The sequence below is a fragment of the Aestuariivirga sp. genome, from assembly GCF_965227715.1.
Classification (GTDB): domain Bacteria; phylum Pseudomonadota; class Alphaproteobacteria; order Rhizobiales; family Aestuariivirgaceae; genus Aestuariivirga.
Map to the genome: position 1 here is coordinate 1200994 of NZ_OZ245771.1, position 18104 is coordinate 1219097.

An 18104-nucleotide genomic window follows, 5' to 3' on the forward strand; every position below is an offset into this window, starting at 1 on the left:
GCGATGAAACCGGTTTATGAGGCAGGTGATGACCCCCAATAGCGTGAAAGCTGCCGTGATGACGGGACCCGGCCGCATGGAAACCCGCAGCTATCCCTACCCCGACGCTGGCGCCGGCGGCATGGTTATGAAGATTGAGATGTGTGGGATCTGCGGCACGGACAAGCACACATGGCGGGGTGAAACGACGCAATATGGCGGAACGGCAGCCGAGACCACGACACCCTTTCCCATCATACCCGGGCACGAAATAGTCGGAACCGTGGCCGATATCGGACGCCAAGCGAGCCTCAATCTCGAATTCACCGGACAGGTCCTGAAAGTTGGCGACCGCGTGGTGATGTGCCCCGACATTCTCTGCGGGCGTTGCTGGTATTGCCGCAACAGTTTCGGTTTTCCTCTGTGCGAGAACATACGCGGCTATGGCAATCACTTCACGGCGGACGAAGCGCCGCACCTGATGGGAGGGTGGGCCGAATATATCTATGTCCGCCCGGATGCGTTTGTCTTCAAAGTGCCGGACAGCCTTGATGCGGAGCTTGCGGTCATGACCGAGTTGATGGCCGTCACCTTCAATCTCGACAAGGCGAAGGAGTTTTCGGCAATGGATGGCGAGGGCTTCAGCTCCGGTGCGCCCATTGCCGTGCAGGGCGTGGGGCCAATGGGCCTCCTGCATGTCTTCAAGGCTCGGATTATGGGCGCGGGCGACATCATCGCCCTCGACCGGTCTGACTTCCGACTTGCCATGGCAAAGAGGTTCGGCGCGGACTTCACCATCAATATAACCGGACTCACTGAAGCGGACATCATTGCGCGCGTGCGGGACCTGACGGACGGGCGCGGGGTTGACATAGCTCTCGAATGCACCGGGTACCCTGAAGCCGTGATGCAGGGCGTACAGATGGTCAGGCGAGGCGGAATGTATATTGTTGCGGGCGTCTTTGCTGATGTGGGACCGATCACGCTCAATCCCCATCACATCGCTGCGAGGCAAGTACGCATTGTGGGGATGTGCAACCATCCTTCCCGCGGCTACCCTGCAAGCATGAAGCTTCTGGAGAAGTTCAAGGACATTTATCCCTTGAGTGATTTTATCACACACCGCTTCAAGGTGGGAGACGCCGCAGCAGCCATGGACGAAGTGCAGAAACTCGACAGTTGCATGAAGGTGGTGATCACCCCCTAGTTCGGAGAAGACTTGGGCGCGACTAGCACATATCCACGCGAGCGGTCAGCATTGTCGGAGTCCTTGGTGTTCATTGCCGCGAAAAGTTCAGCGGCCTTTACCCAAACGGGCGGATATTTGTAGCGAGCAACGTCCAGGATCATGAACCTGTCGGTTTCACGGTCATAGGCCGCAAGCGGAGAGAAATGGCCGCCCGTCTGCTGGCCAATGGTCTTGCGCAGATAGTTGACCAGCACGAAGTGGCGGGGTTTGGCAAGATAAGCTTCGGCTTCGCTGCGAAAAGCATCGAGTGTGCTGTCAGATGCGTGGCGGACGGCGACGTCCACCGGCTGGACGCTAAGAAGGCCGCCTATCTGGTCCAACGTTATGCCCTGCTGCAGGATCGTCTCCCGCGGGAGTATCGCCTCCGTGCGGGCATCGAGAACATTGTCCTGCGTAAAGGTTTTGAAGGGCGCATATTCCGGAACCTCGGGGGCCGGCAACTGCATGGAATTGAACACCATCACCATGCTGGCGACCCCACAGTAGGACTGCGTTTTCTGGGTGAGGAAATTGCTGACCAGCGTAAAATAGGCTTCGCGCGCATCCGCGCCAACCAGCAGCGCCTCACCTTCCGCCGAGCTTGCGCTGACGAGATTTTCCGGAAGCGGCAATGTATCGGCGTTGACCGCCACCGGCGCGAGCGCCAGCAGCAGTGCCGACATTCGCAATAGTCTTGCAATCATCTCGAACCTCCATGGCCTAGTGACCTTGCGGCAATGCGCTACATCACGCAATGAGGCTGCGGGCACCGTTATGCTGCATCGCAGATTGGAGATCCCCGTCCGGCACTCCATCAGAGACGAGAAGCACCTGGGCCGACCAGGGACCAAAGACCGAAAGTGAGGGGCGGCCAAATTTGGTATGGTCTGCCAGAATCACCGTTTCGGCCGAGCGCTTCATCATCGCACTGTATATCAATCCTGTACCGACGCCAGCTTCGCTGGGGCCCTCAGCAGTAAGGCCACTGGCACCAAGGAAAGCCTTGCTGGCGCGGTAGCGTTGCAAGGCTTCAATCGTATCCGGCCCATGGATTAGACCCTCGCGACTGTCATATTGACCCGGCAGCACCAGCACCCGGTGGAGGGGATTGCTTGCAAGCGCAACAGCAATCGAGAAAGCGTGCGTAATGACAGTAAGATGATCACGCTCGGCTGCGAGCCTGCGCGCAAAAATTGTTGTGGTGGCTCCCCCGCCAATCATCAAAATGTCGTTGGGCTCCACGAGACTGACAGCAGCGGAAGCGATCCGCTCACGTTCCGCCACCATCAGCTTCTCACGTTCCGCCAGTGCGGGTTCGAAACTTACCGGGCGCATGGCGCCGCCATAGGTGCGGTTGATGAGGCCCCGCTCATCGAGCTCCGCCAAATCGCGCCGCACCGTTTCGGTTGAGACACTGAGGAGCGCCGCGAGTTCGTTCACCCGCAAGGTAGGCGTCGTGCGGAGTTCTGCGATGATCCGCGATTGCCTGTCTGACTTTGTAAGCTTTGTCCCGGTGTCCATGGACGCATTGTGCCACGGCGGCAGCCGAGCGCAATACTGCCCATCATCCAACAATTAGAAGTTCACATTGCAGTGAAAAAGTCGCTTGACGGGCAGTCTGTGTTGTGCTTGCGTCTAATTATATTTTAAGTCGGTCATTTTATGATCGAGGGAGCAAGCATGTACGATTACGGCCTGTTCAGTTTTGAATCGAAGCAGGACTTGTTTGATAAGGCCATTCGCTTCTGGAATCCGGACAAGACCAAGTTCTGGCAAAAGGCGGGGATCGACCTGGTCATCGACCGGCGCGAGGGCTATTTCCTCTACGACATGTCCGGCCGGCGGCTGATCGACCTTCATCTCAATGGCGGCACTTACAATTTCGGGCACCGCCACCCGGAGCTGGTCGAGACTCTCAAGGGAGCACTCGATTACTTCGACATTGGCAACCACTGGTTCCCTTCGGTGGCGCGGGCAGCGTTGGCCGAGTCCCTGATCAATGTCTCCCCCGGAATGAAATATGCTGTGTTCGCGCCCGGCGGGGCAGAGGCGGTGGATATTGCCATCAAGAGTGCGCGCTATGCCACCCAACGCCGCAAGATCGTATCCATCATCAAGGGCTACCACGGCCACTCGGGCCTTGCGGTGGCAACCGGGGACGAGCGCTTCACCAAGATCTTTCTTGCGGACCAGCCAGAGACCTTCATTCAGGTGCCGTTCAACGACATCGGCGCGATGGAACAGGCGTTGAAGGGCAATGACATTGCCGCACTCATCATGGAGACAATCCCCGCGACCTATGGATTTCCGCTGCCAAAGGAAGGCTATCTTCCTGCTTGCAAGGCGCTGTGCGAAAAATATGGCGCGATGTACATTGCGGACGAAGTGCAGACTGGGCTGATGCGCACCGGGAGCATGTGGGGCTGGCAGGCCTATGGCATTCAGCCAGACATCATGGTGACGGCGAAGGGTCTTTCGGGTGGGCTCTACCCGATCTCGGCTGCACTAGTGAATGAGAAGGCCGGCGGCTGGCTGAACGAGGATGGCGCGGCGCATATCTCAACATCGGGAGGAGCCGAGCTCGGCTGCATCGTGGGCCACAAGGTGATCGAAATGCTGCTCCGGCCGGAGGTCATTGCCAATGTGCAGACGGTGACGGAATTCATGGCAGAGGGCATGTCTGAGATGATGTCACGCCACGGAGATGTCTTTACGGGTGTTCGCCAGAAGGGTGTGATCCTGGGGCTCGAATTCTCCAACCATCCCGAAGGAGCGGTGTTCGTCTCCCGTGCCCTCTATGAGCATGGTGTCTGGGCGATCTTCTCCTCCCTCGACAAGCGCGTGCTTCAATGGAAGCCGGGCGTGTTACTGACCCGCGAAACCTGCGAGGACATCATGGACCGTTTCGATGCTGCCATGCCGCGCGCGCGCGAGCTGCTGCACCAGGCGAAGAAGGCGGCCTGACATGAGCGAGCCACTGATCAAGGTTCCCGACGTCCAGTTCGAACGCGCCAAATTGATTCTGGACCGTGCGCGCTGGGCCGCTGCCAAGATGCAGAAGCTGGACCGCGCCACAACACGGCGCATTGTCGATGCAGTGGCCAATGCTGCCCACGCCAAGGCACAGGCCTATGCCGAATGGGCGGTGCGCGAGACGGGCATGGGCGTTATCGAGCACAAGCGCCTCAAGAACGAAGCCTGCAGCACGGGGCTCGTCGCCCTTTATGGCAATGAGGATTTCATTAGTCCGCGAGTTAATGCGGAGCGTAAAATCGTTGAGTTGCCCAGGCCCGCGGGCGTGATCTTTGCGCTGGTGCCGGTGACCAATCCCGTAGCCACACTCTTCTTCAAGACCTTGCTGGCGCTGATGACGCGCAATGCCATCATTCTCTCTCCCCACCCCCAGGCAAAAGCTTGCTGCAGTGATGCTGCGCGCGTTCTGGCGGAGGCGGCAAGGGCCGCAGGCGCACCCGATGGCGCGATCCAGGTGATCGAAGAACCCAATATTCCGCTGCTGGAAAAGCTGATGGCAGATGAGCGGGTGGACCTCATCATTGCCACGGGCGGACCTTCCGTGGTTAAGGCCGCATACCGATCCGGAAACCCCGCCTTTGGGGTGGGCCCCGGAAATGCGCCGGTGGTGGTCGATGACACCGCAGACCTGAAGCTCACGGCAAGGCGGATTGTCGCTTCCAAGAGCTTCGACAACTCGATCCTCTGCACCAATGAATCAACTGTGCTTGCTTTCGCCGCCATTGCTGACCGTATGCTCGACGCACTGAAGGCCGAGAAGGCTCATGTCTGTACGCCGGAGGAGACGGAGAAGCTCCGCAAACTCTTGTTCACCGATGATGGCTTCAACACGAGTATGATTGGCAAGGACGCAAGTATGATCGCGCGCGACGCCGGCTTCAGCGCGGCAGGCGCCAAGATACTGGTAACACCCGTGAGCCTCGTCCAGCCCGAAGAGAAGCTTGTGCGGGAGAAGCTCTGTCCAGTGCTCGCCTTTGCCAAGGTGCAGACCATCGACCAGGCGATCTCATCTGCCCGCTCCATGATGCGGACTTCCGGGCGTGGCCATTCGGCCGCCATTCATTCCCACAACGAAGCGAACATATTGGCATTCGCTGCGGCCGTTCCAGCGCTGCGCGTTGTGGTCAATACCGGCTGCTCGCTTGGCGCTTCGGGTTATGAAACAAATCTTGGGCCTTCCATGACGATCGGCACTGGCTTTGCGGGGGGCTCATCGATAGGCGAAAATCTAACGCCGCATCACTTGCTGCATTTTGCACGCATCGCCTACAACAAGGATGCATCTGAAGGCTTCGGCAACTTCTCCGGGATGGACCCTCTGAAGCTGCCCAAACGGGATGCACCTGCGGTGGCGCTGGCGATTGATAATTCAGCGGACAGTGAGCTTCGCAAAGAACTTCGCCGCATCATCCTCGAGGAGCTCAAGTCCGTTCTGGCGGCCTGACAAAGCAAATGGCAACGCTCCGCTCATACATTTTCATCGACCAACTGCAACCGCAGACCATGTGCTCTCTCGGCAGCTGGGTGCGTGGTTCTCTGCCACGCACCAACATGGCAGCGCAGATCATCGAAGTCGCGCCCGGGCTCGACATCGAGGCGCTGACCGACGTGGCATTGAAGGCGGCAGACGTGCAAGCTGGTATATTGGTGGTGGAGCGGCAGTTCGGTTACCTCGAAATCCACTCACGTGATGTTGCTGCGGTGAAGGCCTCCGCCGAGGCTGTTATCGTCGCAATTGGCATTGGGGCAGAGAAGGCGATGAAACCCAGGATTCTGGCCTCCAAGATCGTGACGCGCATCGATCCCGGTCACGCCTTTCTCATCAACCGCAACAAGGGCGGTTCCATGGTGCTCGCGGGCGAAACGCTGTTCGTTCTGGAAACAGAGCCTGCCGCCTACGCAATCCTCGCTGCCAATGCCGCGGAGAAGGCTGCGACGATAAAGATCGTCGACTACCGGATGATCGGCGCAACCGGGCGGCTCTATCTCTCCGGTACCGAGTCAGAAGTGCGTGCTGCCCAATCTGCCGCCGAGCAGGCACTGGAGCTTTGAAATGACACTGAAGCCTGAAGTCAGCAGCGAGCTCCGCCACATCGTCCGCGATGTCTTGCGTGAGGTCATGGCGCAGCGCGGGCAGCAGAATTCCGGCACTCCCGGCGTGGAGTCCGTGTGCATCTCCAATGACCAAGAGCTTGCTGCGTTCGTTGCCCGCGTGATCGAACCCGCAACGGCCGAAAGGATCCGCGCCGGTAAGCTTCGATTCACGCTTAGCGTGCCTCCTTCTGGCTCTGCAGCCGTGGCATTGACGGGTGTCATCACTGAACAGAAGGTTGAACAGCTGAAGGGTAAAGGCCGCCTCATCTTGGCGGTTGACGCCGTTCTCACGCCGCTCGCGCGCGACAAGGCGCGCAAGCTGGGCCTCACCCTTGAAAGGAGACGCTAGATGCTCAAGGCAACCGTGACGGGCCGCATCTGGTCCACCAAGAAGCTTCCGGAAGTGCCGGCTGGCTCCATGCTCGAAGTCGTCATCGACGAGACCAACACGCGGCTGCTTGCCTTCGATCCCCTCGGCTGCGGCGAGGGCGAGAAGGTGATCATCGCGACTGGATCCGTCGCGGCGAGCTGGTTTCCTGGAAAATCCCCGCCTATCGACGCGCTGATCATCGGCTCGATCGATGAAGCGGCGACTAAGTAGACATTCAATCGCTCAACGGAGGATACCATGAGCAATGCCATCGGAATGATCGAGACCAAGGGTTATGTCGCTGCTATGGCGGCAGCGGACGCCATGGTCAAGGCTGCCAATGTGACAATCGTCGGCCGCGAACAAGTGGGGGACGGCCTGGTCGCCGTCATCATCAACGGTGACGTGGGTGCAGTGAAAGCAGCAACTGAGGCCGGTGCGGAAGTGGCCGGCCAGATCGGGACACTCGTGTCGGTTCATGTGATCCCGCGGCCCCATGCTGATGTGTCCAAGCATTTCGCCAGCGCCACGCCGAAGTAAGAACGCATGACGATCCCTCCCGCACGTGCGGCGGCGAAGGGCGAACTTCGGGTGTTTCTCACGATAGAGACACTGGAGCCGCAATTCGCCGCCTATATGGGAACACCGACTCGGGCCCGGGGCTACCCGCCCTATGCGGGTCAGCATGCGCTCATCATTGAAGTTGCACCCGGACTGATGATCGAGCGGGTCATGGATCTGGCGCTGAAGGCCGACCCTGACCTCGAGCCCGGCATTCTCTTTGTCGAGCGGCAATTCGGCATTCTCGAAATCCACGGCAGCGACAAGGACAGGCTTTTGGCTGCCGGCCGCGCCGTGCTGAATGGCCTGGGCCTCGCTGAAGGAGACCAGCTGGCACCGCGCATTCTCTATACGGACGTCATTGAAAATGTCGCCGACCAGCATGCGGTGATCATCAACCGTAACCGCCAGGCGTCCATGGTGATGCCCGGCGAAACCTTGCTGGTGTGCGAAATGGTGCCCGCACTCTATTCAGCGATTGCTGCCAACGCGGCGGAGAAGGTGTCCCCTGCCCTGACCCTCGTCGATGTGCAGATGATCGGTGCGGCGGGACGGCTTTACATGTCTGGCAGGACGGCCGATGTGCAACGGGGACTTGCAGAGATCGAGCATGTTCTGGCAGGTATTCGGGGACGCGCAGCCTGACGAGGTGCCCATGACGGAATTCGATCTGCTCTCGCATGAAGCCCAGCTCGCAATCCTGCTGGAACTTGCGAACAAGGCGCTTGAGCAGTATGCGCTGCCCGCTGGCAGCCATGCAGCGCTGCTAAACCTTTCGGAGAATGCGACCTACAAAGTTGAGGCGCCGGACGGCCGCTGCTGGGCTTTGCGGGTGCATCGTGATGGCTATCATTCACGGCAGGCGATTGCGTCCGAGCTTGCGTGGGAAATCGACCTGCGGAAGACGGGCGTCGTCACGACCCCACGGCCGATCAAGGGCAAGGATGGCGAAACCATCCAGGACATTGCACATGAGCGATTGGCGCGCCCGCGAAATGTGGTGTTGTTTGATTGGGAATCGGGCACGGAGCCTGGCATCGGGGAAGATCTGTCTGAGCCCTTTGAGGTGCTGGGCGAGATTACTGCACGGATGCACATTCACGCGCGGCAGTGGAAACGGCCTCCCTGGTTCACAAGGCTCACCTGGGATTTCGATACGTCCCTTGGCGACGATAAACCACATTGGGGCCGCTGGCGGGACGGCGTGGGTATGGACCGCGAGAAAGTACAGTTGTTCCAACGTACCGTGGATCTCATCGGGAGACGCCTCAAGGCATATGGCAAGGGACCGGAGCGCTTCGGCCTGATCCACTGCGACCTGCGGCTTGCCAATCTCCTGATCGACGCCAAAGCCGTGAAGGTCATCGACTTCGACGACTGTGGCTTCGGCTGGTACATGTATGATGCGGCTACGCCCGTCTCCTTCTACGAACACGAAGTACAAGTGCCGGAACTGATCGAGAGCTGGAAAAAGGGCTATCGTAAGCAGCTGGCGATCTCGGTGGAGGATGAGGCAGAAATCCCGACCTTCATCATGCTACGCCGGATTTTGCTCGTTGCCTGGATCGCATCTCACATTGAGGCGGAGTTTCCAAAAACATTGGGTGCGGGCTATACGGATGGCAGTCTACCCCTTTGCGAGGATTATCTCCGCCGCTTCTCTTAAGCGCTGTTCAATGCCTCGAGGCTCTCCGGAACGATTTGCCCGCCGTCGACGACAATTGTCTGTCCCGTAACGTAATTCGCTTCCTTCGATGCAAAGTAAAGAGCGGCGTGGCCGATATCTTCCACCGTGCCAAGCTTCTTCAGCGGGATAGATGCAGCCATGGAGCGCTGATAGTCCTCGCCCATGCCCGCCAGACCTTCCGTGACGATGTTTCCGGGCATGACGGCGTTGACCGTAATGCCATATTTCGCAAGTTCGATGCAGGCGGTGCGCATGAAGCCCAGCTGTCCGGCCTTCGAAGCCCCATAATGCGTCCAGCCCGGATACCCCGTAACCGGGCCGGTGATCGACGAGGTGAGTACGATACGGCCCTGGTCTGAATTCTTAAGGTAGGGCACCGCCGCCTTCACCGCATGGAAGGTGCCCTTGAGGTTCGTATCCATGACCATGTCCCAATCATCGCTGGTCATGTCCTCCAACTTGGCAGCTGGGAAAATACCGGCGTTGGCGCAGAGCACATCGAGCCCGCCATTGCGCGCAGAGGCGTCCTTCATCGCCGATTCCATACTGGCAAGCGACGTGACATCCCCCGCCAGTCCGAAAGCGCCGTGTCCGATCTCGGCGGCTGCAGCGGCGGCCTGGTCAGCATGGCGGGCCACGATAACAACTTTCGCACCCGCCGCGGCAAAGACCCGCGCAATGCCCTTTCCGATCCCTTTTGAGCCGCCGGTGACAACTACCGAACGGTCCTGAAGAGAGTGTGTCATGTTATGTCCTCCCGGTCTTTTCTGCGCATGGCGAGGATCAGGGCATAGCCGCCGATCAATAAAATGGTTGCACCGACCGTCGACACTGTGCCCAGCACCGGAACCCCTGGCGTATAGCCCGCAACCATCTTCGCATAGAGGAACTCAGGTACAGTTGTGTCAGCGCCTGTGGTGAAAAGCGAAAGCGGGAAATTTCCCCAGGACAGTAAGAACGCAAACAGCGCACCGGAGAACAGGCCAGGGAAGAGGACAGGCAGCGTCACCTCCCGCAGCACCTGCCAGCGCGAGGCGCCCAAGTCATAGGCCGCCTCTTCCAACGCCGGATCGAAACTGTACACTTGGATCGCGATGACCAATGTTACGACCGGAACGATCCAGACGAGATGGGCGAAGATCGCTGTCTTCCATGAAAGTGGCAGCCCTAACGTGTTGAACCACAGCAGAAGGGCCAGTCCGAGCACTGATTGTGGGAAGAAAATCGGCAGCAGGATGAGCTTCTGGTAAAGAGAGCGCCCTTTCCAGTCATAGCGCGCGAAGGCAAGCGCGCCGAAAAAGGCCAAGACGACTGCAACGACGGTGACACAGAGTGCAATGCTGATCGAGGTCGACAGCAGCTGCCGGATTTCGATCGAGCTGAACGTCTTCTGCCACCACTCGATGCCCCACTTCGCGATGGGGAACTGGAAGTAGCGGCTGGCGGTGAGCGACGCAAGGGTGATGCAGACAGTTGGCAAATAGACGAAGACGATGACGGCAATCGTCCAGGCAATGATAAGCGCGTGGCGGAAACGCTGGCTCCTGGTTTCCATTGGCCTATCTCCGCCCCAGGAATGTATCGAGGTCAAACTTTCTGAGAGCCAGCACGACGAGGGTTCCGACAACAAGCATCAGCAGCACGGCGAGTGCGGCGCCAAGTGGCCAGTTCTGCGAATAGGTGAAAGCAATCTCGATATCATGCGTGATCGGTATAACGCGCTGTCCGCCCATGACCTTTGCCTCTGCGATTGCGCCAATGGCCAGCACGAAGGTCAAGAGAAAGCCGATCACGATTCCGGGCATCGAGAGTGGCAGTTCCACTTCCTTGAACACCTGCCAGCGCGAGGCCCCCAGATCGAAAGCCGCATCACGCGTCTCGTTCGGAACCATCGATATCCCCAGAGTCATCGGAAAGAGCATGAAGGGCAGATAGACATAGACCATTCCGAAGATGATGGCAGGCAGCGTGAACAGGAAGCTCTCGAGCTGCAGGCCGAACCAACCTTTTAGTGTGCCCAGCAGTACACCATTCTTGATGAAGAACAGCATCCAGCCGTAGAGCCGGATATTCTCTGATACGAAAAGCGGAATGGTAAAGAGAAGCGTGATCAGAGTTGACCATTTGCCAAACACGCGGACCAACCCATAGGCGACGGGATAACAGATCAACGCAAGCAACAGAACGGTGACGACGGCCAAGCCAAGCGACCATAGAAAGGAGATGTAGCTCGTGCTCTCGAAAATCGTCCGGTAATTCTCCAGCGTGGGTTCGCCGCCGAAGGTGAAGGTACGGGGCGGCATGAAGCTGAACCAGATGACGGCAAGCAGAGGGGCCGCAAAGCCGACGATCAGAAAGAGGATCACTGGAAGGGATGAACGGGCACCGGGTGACATGATCAATCCGTTACCAGGATTGCATCATTCGTTTCCCAGCCGATGAAGACATCATCATCAAGGTGGCCGGTAAAGGGCTGCTGGCGCAGCTTCTCCACGACGAAGACGCTGTCACCTACGCGCACCTGATACTGGATGCGGGATCCCAGCACATACTCATTGTAAAGCCTGCCGCCCAGCGCATTGCCATTCTCGGGCCTTTCCGAAAGAAACGTCAGGAATTCTGGGCGAATCACCAGGTACCCCTTGCTGAAGCCCGACGGAAGGCGCGGAGCTTTTAGTTTCTCGCCCAGTGCCGAGGCATGCAGCAATCCGTCACTGCCCAGATTGACCGGGATGACGTTCACGTCTCCCACGAACTCCGAAACGAAGCGCGTGTTGGGGGTGGAGTAGATTTCTTGCGGCGTTCCCACTTGCACGAGCTTGCCCGCGCGCATGACCCCGATGCGGTCACTCATCACCATCGCCTCCTCCAGCGAGTGGGTGATGTAGACGAAGGTCTTCTTGGTTTCGCGGTGGATGTCCTTCAGCTCCTTTTCGAGCGTCTTCCGCAGCTTGTAGTCGATGGCGGAAAGCGGTTCGTCGAAGAACAGGATCTGCGGGTCATAGGCAAGTGCACGGGCCAGTGCCACGCGCTGTCGCTCACCACCGGAACATTTGAGGACATTCTTGCTGTAATAGCTCTGCGGCAGCCGGAGGAGATCCATCAGCTGCAAGGCACGCTGCTTGCGGAGCTTCGGATCTTCTCCCCTGATCTTCAGTGGGAACTCGACATTTTGACCCACAGTCCGATGCGGAAACAACGCCAGGGATTGGAAGACCATGCAGGTGGGGCGCTTGTTGGCAGGAACATCATTGATGCGCTCTCCCTTCAGCTCGATATCCCCGCTTGTCGGCGTATCCATACCGGCCAGCATGCGGAGCATGGTGGTCTTGCCGGAGCCCGAGGGCCCGACAATCGTGAAGAATTCACCTTCTGCGATATCGAGATCAACGGAATCCACTGCGGCATGGGTCCCGAACATCTTGCGGACTGCCTTCAGCGACAGGATCGGATTAGCGCCGTGCATCACTTTTTTCGAACACTCTTTCAGTCAGGGGAGCCCCTGCAGCAGAGGCCGCAGGGGCTAGCAATTTTGAGGCTCAGCCGCCGGAGGCTTCGCGCTTGGCTGCTGTCATGATATCCAGCAGCTTGTCGTAATCCGGGACAATGTCATATTCGACGGAGCGCGACATTTCCTCGCCGAGGCTATCCCACTGGATGGCGTCCAGCTCTTCCTTGGTGAAGAGCTTGAAGCAGTCCGGATTGCCCATCTGGGCCACAGGATTGAACGTGCCCTCGGCAAAGGCCACGGTGTGGGCCACGTCCGGCGCCTGCACATATTCAAGGAATTCGGTGGCGAGCGGGGACAGTTCCGGATTGTTGACCGTTGAGGTGATCTCGATCCAGGCCACACCGCCCTTGCCGTCAATCGGACCTGAATTCGGTGTGATGCCGCGGATGTTCGGGTTGCCGTCAGCGCGTGCAGGAGAGGCGGAATAGGTACCGCCCGTCATGTGGAAGTCGATTTCGCCCGAAATCAGTGCCTGGTTCATCGTCGCGATGTCACCCACCACCTTGGCGCCCTTGAACACCCGCTCGGCGGTTTCCTTGAACTTCGCAACCTGTTCCGGTGTATGCTCCGTAAACGGATTGAACCCGGCGATCAGACAGATGTTGAAGACGTTCCAATCATCGGATTCAAGGATGCCGTATTTGCCGGCGTTGGCAGCGTCGTTCCAAAGGTCCCAGCCCTGGTCTTCGGCCGTCTTGCGGCTAACCTTATCGGTGTTGACCACGAAGCTGTAGGGCCCAAAGCGTTGCGCCATGCCCAGGAGGTTCTGGCCTGAATCATCCATGGCCCATTTGTAAGGGGGCTTGAAAGCCGGCATCATCTTGTCGAAATAGGGCTCGAAACGGGCGCGGTCCAGTGGGGTGATGAGCTTCTCCGGGAACATCACCTTGCGCGCCCAGGGGTTATTAACGTTGATCAGATCCCACACATTGGTTTCGCCGGCCCGCAGGCGGTTGATCATGGTGGGGTCATTGGTGAGAGACTCAGCCTTCACCGTGGCGCCTTTGGCATTGCGGAACGGATCAAGCACCTGGGCTGAGTTATAGCCCTCCCAGCACAGGATGTTCAGCTCCTTGTCGCGCGCCGCTTCGGCACTGCCGGCGGCGAGGCGACCCGCCCCGGCAAAGGCGGCAGCCCAGATTGCGGACTGCTGCATGAAATTTCGTCGCGAGATGCTGCTGCGAATGGCCATGTTTCACTCCCTGGTTTGTTATCTTGTGTCTTCCTGTTGGAAGTTCCACAGGGATTGAGCACCAAAACTTCTTCCGAGTAAAGAGTGTTTCAACACATGAAGCAATCAGGCCCTGCTCATTATGCGCTTAAGTTCCTCGCTGGTCATGACGTGACAGTAGATCAAGTTGATGATCTCCAACTCGCGGCTGTGCAAATCATCCGTGGCAGCGGCACAGCAGTCTTCCAGCACGATGACGCCATAGCTTTCATCCGCCAGGCTACGGACCGTCGAGGATATGCACTGATCCGTGAATATCCCGCAGCAAATCACGTTGCGGATACCCAGATTGTGGAGGATTAGCCTCAAGTTTGTGCCCGTAAGTGCCGAATCCGTCGTCTTGGTGACCACGATTTCATCGTTGACTGGCCGCAATGCGGTCACCAGCTGCGAAGGCTGCTCGTTTTTCGGCAGCAGCAAATTGTTCCAGCCGGGAAGCTTCTGCGACAGCGAACGATCCCGACCATCACGGGTGTGGCACGCGATACGCGCAAATAGGCATTCAATTCCATTCCCGCGCGCGAAGTGCAACATTTTCGCGGTGCTGGGGATGACCGACTTTGCCATTCGCTCATGAAAGGGCGTCCACAGATCAAAATGGGCCTGTTCATCCGGCGGCAGCGTAGCGCGATCAGGTCGCTCCAGATAGGTGTTTTGGACATCGATCACGAGAAGCGCCGTCTCCTGAGGCTTCAACACGGGATCAGCAGGCTCAGGCGCCCCTCGATAATAGAGTGAGCGATATGAAGTTTTCCAATTCATCCGATCGTCTCAGAAACGGAAGGTGAAGAGGCCGCGCGCTTCGTAAGCCTGAGCGGCTTCCTCGACGAAATCGGCCATGCGTTGAGCGCCATGCGTGTCTCGGAGCAGAACCGCGGCATCGAGCAGCTGCTGCCTGGTTTCGGCACGGCCGGGGCGGAGCATCTCGTATATCCGCATGACCACGTCTTGGGGCACATTCACCAGTTCAGCGGCGCGTTCGAAATTCTCCGCAAGGGTCGGGCGACCTGCATCCCGCGCGATTTCGCCCTGAGCGCGAAGTGCCGCCGGTGTAATGCGCAGGTCTTCCATTGTCACATCGCCCGCCAGCACGGAGTCCAGCGTCACGTCCGCAAGGCGTTTGCCACGCGGGCCTTTGACGGCGTGGGGCTGCGTCTCCGCCAGCGGATAATCAGCGCGTGTCAGGCTCATGATTTGGCTCCGGTGAAACGAATGTCAACGAGTTCCGGTGCCGCGCCTTCTTCCGTGAGCGCGGTCTCGATTGCGTAAATCATGGCTACGCGGGCATGGTGCCGGGCGCCCATGGCTTCTCCGCGTTGCGGCACGACGACGGGTTCAGGCATCTCGCTCCGCGCATAGGCAGCAGCGTTGGCGCCAAGGCCCCGGTAATGGGCGAGCTGAGTGATTGGTGCATTGGAGAAGAGTTCGAGGTTGTTGTGCGGCAGCCTGTCTCGCTGGTGGATGACGGCCGTGCCCTTGGCCTGAATGCCGATGCCGATACCCGAGCCTGCAAGTCTAGCCGCAGAAAGGCCCAGAAAGGACGTATCCGCTGTATGCCGAAACCGCACGACACGAGGTTGCATGCCGCCGGCGCGAATTGCCTCGGTGATGGCGCGCAACACATCCGACAGGCGGTGGCCGGCCGTGGTCTGGAACAGTTTCAGACCGAAAGCGGGGCTGATACCAATGACAACGTCCCGCGCATCTCCGAAAACCTGTGCGGGACCGATGGAACGATAGCTGACGCGCGTGCTTTCTTCGCGCTCGTGCATTGCCTCCGACCGGAGGACCTCCTTCTGGTCCAGCACGTCCCTAATGCCATTGAGTTCAAGCCTTCTTTCGGGTGAAACACGATAGCCTGAGCCTGGCCCCAGATAGTCATTCGCGTCGTTAACGGCACTGACAATCCGGCCATTGCGGATCATGGCCGAGGTTTGAAGGTAATCCCCCGAAAGCCGCAGCTTGACGACGTTCAGCAGATTTTCCGCCTCTTCGCCAAATCCGCGGCGGGCCAACGCCTTGATCACCTCGATTACGGTGATGCCGCGTGCCTTGATTGCATCGCTGATCAAAGCGGCATCACGGGGCGTGAAGCTCTGCGTGTCGTCCGAACCCGATGCGACGGTCACGGATTGCTTCATCGCTTCACTGGGCTCCGCCAGGCCCAGTTCCTCGAAAACAGCGGACAAGGCATCAATCGCACGGCGGCGGATGTCCAGCGCGCGCTCTTCCGGCAGTGGCGTCAACCCGCCATCCGCCTCGAAGTCCCGCTGAAGCACCAGATAGTCCTCAAGTTCCTCACCGTTGAACAGCGACGGGTTGAAGGAGTTGTCATATTTGAGAATGGAGCCGAAGCCGGAGCAGATGAGATCAGAACCCGCGACCAAATAAGGCATGATCTTGGCGCCAACACGGATTTCGGATTCCGTTGCACGCGCATCATTGCCGCTGGCGCATTCGAGATCGAGCCAGACAGCGATGAGGTTCTCCGCCATCAGCTCGCGGAAGCCACCCGGCACAGTCGCGGTGAGGGGAGCTCCATCGATGCCGCCGTTCTGAGTGCCTTGCACGCCCATTCCACGCTGCAGGCAGAGGCAGCGCGCTTCAAGGTAGAGCAGCGATTTCGCTTCGTGGTAACCCATCAGCAATTCGGAGCCGGCGCCGCTCGTGCAGCGCATCTTGATACCACGCGAAGCATAGGCAGCAGCAAGGAAGGCCTTTGACCAAGGCGTATCGTCCCCGTCGATAAAGGTCTTCTCCGTGCCGTATACCGAAACTGTTTCGGCATAGGAGGTGAAGCCCGCCATGCCAATCATCAATTCCTCGGCCTCTTCACTGGCGCACTGAAACAGCGTGCCCCAGCGCCCCACGGAGGCACCGACCGCGCAGGCCAGTGCGTTGGACCAGGCATTGCGCGACACACGCATGGTGGTTTCGACCTCGTCAAAGCCGAAGGCAACCGCAGTTGCCGCGTCAGCTGCGAGTTGCAGCGGATCGTCCTTGGCGTTGGTGACGTGGGCCTGGTTACCCGGTGTCTTGCGTGCACGCATCTTTGAGTAGGCGAATGCGATCTCAAGTGCATTGAGCTGAGAAACGCATTCCGCGAGCTTTGCCGGCGTCATGCCGTGTGCCAGCCGCACCAGTTCTTCACGCGGTACATTCATGTCCACCAACATGCGGGCCACTGTGCGCGCATCCATTGCCATGGCCTCGGGCGCAATGATCACGTCAATATGGTGGCGTGCGATGAAACGGTCGATCATGTCAAAATCGCGCTCCAGAACGCCGTCCAGCGAGATCACGCGGCCGTTCTCGATTCCAATTCCGGGCGTGGGATCTGCCGGGCTTGAAAAGGCGGAGAACCCATTTGCGGGATCTTCCGCTGCGAAACGATCCAGCCGCAGCGGACGATCGTCCCAATCAGCGTAGCGTTTCCAGCGGTTGACGCCCGAACTCATAATCCTCTCCTTTGCGTTGAAGGATGATGGGGAGTTCAGCCGCCGTCAATGCCTATCGATGCCGTTCAAGAAAGCTCTGCAGCACGGGATAATAGAGTTCGGGATCCTCATAGAACGGCAAGTGGCTGCTGTTGGGGAAGACGGCAAGATCGGCATTCTTCAGCCTGAGCTTCATTTCAAGTGCACAGGCCGGCGTCTGCTCATCATGCTGTCCAACGGTGATCAGCACCGGCACATCGATCTTGTCCAGATCGGCAAGCCTTGACCAGTGTCGTATGTTGCCGATGTATGTGAATTCATTGGGACCCTGCACGGCCGAGTAGGGCGCCATGTTCCACGAACCGAGGGAACGCTGGACGGGAGCTGGCGCTTCCTGCAGGCGGCACACATGGCGGTAGTTCAGCACCGTGATGGCGCCGACATATTCCGGATGAGAGAAGCTGCCTTGCGCTTCGTGCCGCTGCATCATTGCAACGGTTTCCGGGCCTAACGCCGCCTTCAGCCTGTCAAGCTCCGCACGGAGCTGTGGCATGTCCGCCACGGTGCTCGAGAGGATGAGAGAAGAAAGGTTCTGCGGGAAGGTCAGCGCATATTCGATGGCTTGCCAGCCACCCCAGGAATGACCGAGCAAGTGGACTTTTCCCAAGCCCAGTTTACAGCGGACCTGCTCCGTTTCCTGAACATGGCGCGAGAGAGTCCAATTGGACGGGTCATTCGGGCGATCGGATGCACCGCAGTCCAGCTGGTCAAAGGCGACGACACGGAAGCCTTGGTCGACGAAGCAGGAATGCGCCTCACGCAGGTAATCACATGCAAGGCCTGGCCCGCCGTTCACCAAGAATAACACATCATCATCGGAGCCAAAGCCATAGGTTACGATCTTGTGCCCGCCATCAATGGTGACCTCTATCGTTTCGTCAGGTTCGATCTCCCGCCACATGACTGCTTCCCT

The 18104-nt window shown here is 58.8% G+C and carries 20 protein-coding genes; 9 read left to right on the plus strand and 11 right to left on the minus strand.

Features of this window, described 5'->3' with window-relative positions; genetic code table 11:
• Positions 1–28: 28 nt before the first annotated feature.
• Positions 29–1186 (plus strand): zinc-dependent alcohol dehydrogenase, encoded by a 1158-nt coding sequence (locus ACO06F_RS05770; protein WP_421695734.1) that lies wholly within the window; start codon positions 29–31, stop codon positions 1184–1186.
• On the opposite strand, the gene ACO06F_RS05775 is transcribed toward ACO06F_RS05770, so the two are convergent.
• Both ACO06F_RS05775 and ACO06F_RS05780 read right to left on the minus strand, forming a co-directional pair.
• The gene (locus ACO06F_RS05775; protein ID WP_421695735.1) at positions 1183–1911 is read right to left on the minus strand and encodes a phytochelatin synthase family protein; all 729 of its coding nucleotides are present in this window, start codon (positions 1909–1911) and stop codon (positions 1183–1185) included. The two genes, ACO06F_RS05770 and ACO06F_RS05775, sit on opposite strands and share 4 nt — an antisense overlap.
• A 43-nt stretch (positions 1912–1954) precedes the next feature.
• Positions 1955–2728 carry a DeoR/GlpR family DNA-binding transcription regulator gene (locus ACO06F_RS05780; protein ID WP_421695736.1) on the minus strand — a complete coding sequence of 258 codons (774 nt, stop codon included), beginning with the start codon at positions 2726–2728 and terminating at the stop codon, positions 1955–1957.
• 159 nt (positions 2729–2887) lie between these two features.
• Here ACO06F_RS05780 and ACO06F_RS05785 point away from each other — a divergent pair, with 159 nt between their 5' ends.
• Genes ACO06F_RS05785 through ACO06F_RS05820 form a run of 8 tightly spaced genes read left to right on the plus strand, consistent with a single transcriptional unit; the run spans position 2888 to position 8931 of the window.
• Positions 2888–4171 (plus strand): aspartate aminotransferase family protein, encoded by a 1284-nt coding sequence (locus ACO06F_RS05785; protein WP_421695737.1) that lies wholly within the window; start codon positions 2888–2890, stop codon positions 4169–4171.
• A 1-nt stretch (position 4172) separates the two neighbouring features.
• Complete coding sequence (locus ACO06F_RS05790; protein ID WP_421695738.1) at positions 4173–5684, plus strand: aldehyde dehydrogenase family protein; 1512 nt, start codon at positions 4173–4175, stop codon at positions 5682–5684.
• Positions 5685–5692: 8 nt separating this feature from the next.
• On the plus strand, positions 5693–6292 hold the full coding sequence (locus ACO06F_RS05795) for a BMC domain-containing protein (protein WP_421695739.1): 600 nt from the start codon (positions 5693–5695) through the stop codon (positions 6290–6292).
• A 1-nt stretch (position 6293) separates the two neighbouring features.
• Positions 6294–6683 carry a hypothetical protein gene (locus tag ACO06F_RS05800; protein WP_421695740.1) on the plus strand — a complete coding sequence of 130 codons (390 nt, stop codon included), beginning with the start codon at positions 6294–6296 and terminating at the stop codon, positions 6681–6683.
• Positions 6684–6935 carry a EutN/CcmL family microcompartment protein gene (locus ACO06F_RS05805; protein ID WP_421695741.1) on the plus strand — a complete coding sequence of 84 codons (252 nt, stop codon included), beginning with the start codon at positions 6684–6686 and terminating at the stop codon, positions 6933–6935.
• Between the two features lie 27 nt (positions 6936–6962).
• A complete protein-coding gene (locus ACO06F_RS05810) occupies positions 6963–7244 on the plus strand; it encodes a BMC domain-containing protein (RefSeq protein ID WP_421695742.1) in 282 nt (93 codons plus the stop codon).
• Positions 7245–7250: 6 nt separating this feature from the next.
• Positions 7251–7910, plus strand: a complete 660-nt coding sequence (locus ACO06F_RS05815; RefSeq protein ID WP_421695743.1) for a microcompartment protein — start codon at positions 7251–7253, stop codon at positions 7908–7910.
• Positions 7876–8931: a phosphotransferase enzyme family protein gene (locus ACO06F_RS05820; RefSeq protein ID WP_421695744.1), complete on the plus strand. Its 1056-nt coding sequence runs from the start codon at positions 7876–7878 to the stop codon at positions 8929–8931. The genes ACO06F_RS05815 and ACO06F_RS05820 overlap by 35 nt, the downstream gene beginning before the upstream one ends.
• Here ACO06F_RS05820 and fabG read toward each other — a convergent pair.
• The 9 genes from fabG to ACO06F_RS05865 form a co-directional block, all read right to left on the minus strand.
• Positions 8928–9698, minus strand: a complete 771-nt coding sequence (gene fabG / locus ACO06F_RS05825; RefSeq protein WP_421695745.1) for a 3-oxoacyl-ACP reductase FabG — start codon at positions 9696–9698, stop codon at positions 8928–8930. The genes ACO06F_RS05820 and fabG overlap by 4 nt on opposite strands.
• Positions 9695–10507, minus strand: coding sequence for an ABC transporter permease (locus tag ACO06F_RS05830; RefSeq protein WP_421695746.1), 813 nt, complete (start codon positions 10505–10507; stop codon positions 9695–9697). The genes fabG and ACO06F_RS05830 overlap by 4 nt, the downstream gene beginning before the upstream one ends.
• Positions 10508–10511: 4 nt before the next feature.
• On the minus strand, positions 10512–11348 hold the full coding sequence (locus ACO06F_RS05835) for an ABC transporter permease (RefSeq protein WP_421695747.1): 837 nt from the start codon (positions 11346–11348) through the stop codon (positions 10512–10514).
• 2 nt (positions 11349–11350) lie between these two features.
• The gene (locus ACO06F_RS05840; RefSeq protein WP_421695748.1) at positions 11351–12418 is read right to left on the minus strand and encodes an ABC transporter ATP-binding protein; all 1068 of its coding nucleotides are present in this window, start codon (positions 12416–12418) and stop codon (positions 11351–11353) included.
• 73 nt (positions 12419–12491) lie between these two features.
• Positions 12492–13655: an ABC transporter substrate-binding protein gene (locus ACO06F_RS05845; protein ID WP_421695749.1), complete on the minus strand. Its 1164-nt coding sequence runs from the start codon at positions 13653–13655 to the stop codon at positions 12492–12494.
• A 105-nt stretch (positions 13656–13760) separates the two neighbouring features.
• Positions 13761–14456 (minus strand): cysteine hydrolase family protein, encoded by a 696-nt coding sequence (locus ACO06F_RS05850; RefSeq protein ID WP_421695750.1) that lies wholly within the window; start codon positions 14454–14456, stop codon positions 13761–13763.
• A 9-nt stretch (positions 14457–14465) separates the two neighbouring features.
• Positions 14466–14885, minus strand: coding sequence for a diol dehydratase small subunit (locus tag ACO06F_RS05855; protein ID WP_421695751.1), 420 nt, complete (start codon positions 14883–14885; stop codon positions 14466–14468).
• Entirely contained in the window at positions 14882–17152 is a 2271-nt protein-coding gene (locus ACO06F_RS05860) for a propanediol/glycerol family dehydratase large subunit (protein ID WP_421695752.1), read from the minus strand. The genes ACO06F_RS05855 and ACO06F_RS05860 overlap by 4 nt, the downstream gene beginning before the upstream one ends.
• Before the next feature lie 52 nt (positions 17153–17204).
• Positions 17205–18092, minus strand: a complete 888-nt coding sequence (locus ACO06F_RS05865) for a proline iminopeptidase-family hydrolase (protein WP_421695753.1) — start codon at positions 18090–18092, stop codon at positions 17205–17207.
• Positions 18093–18104 lie beyond the last annotated feature (12 nt).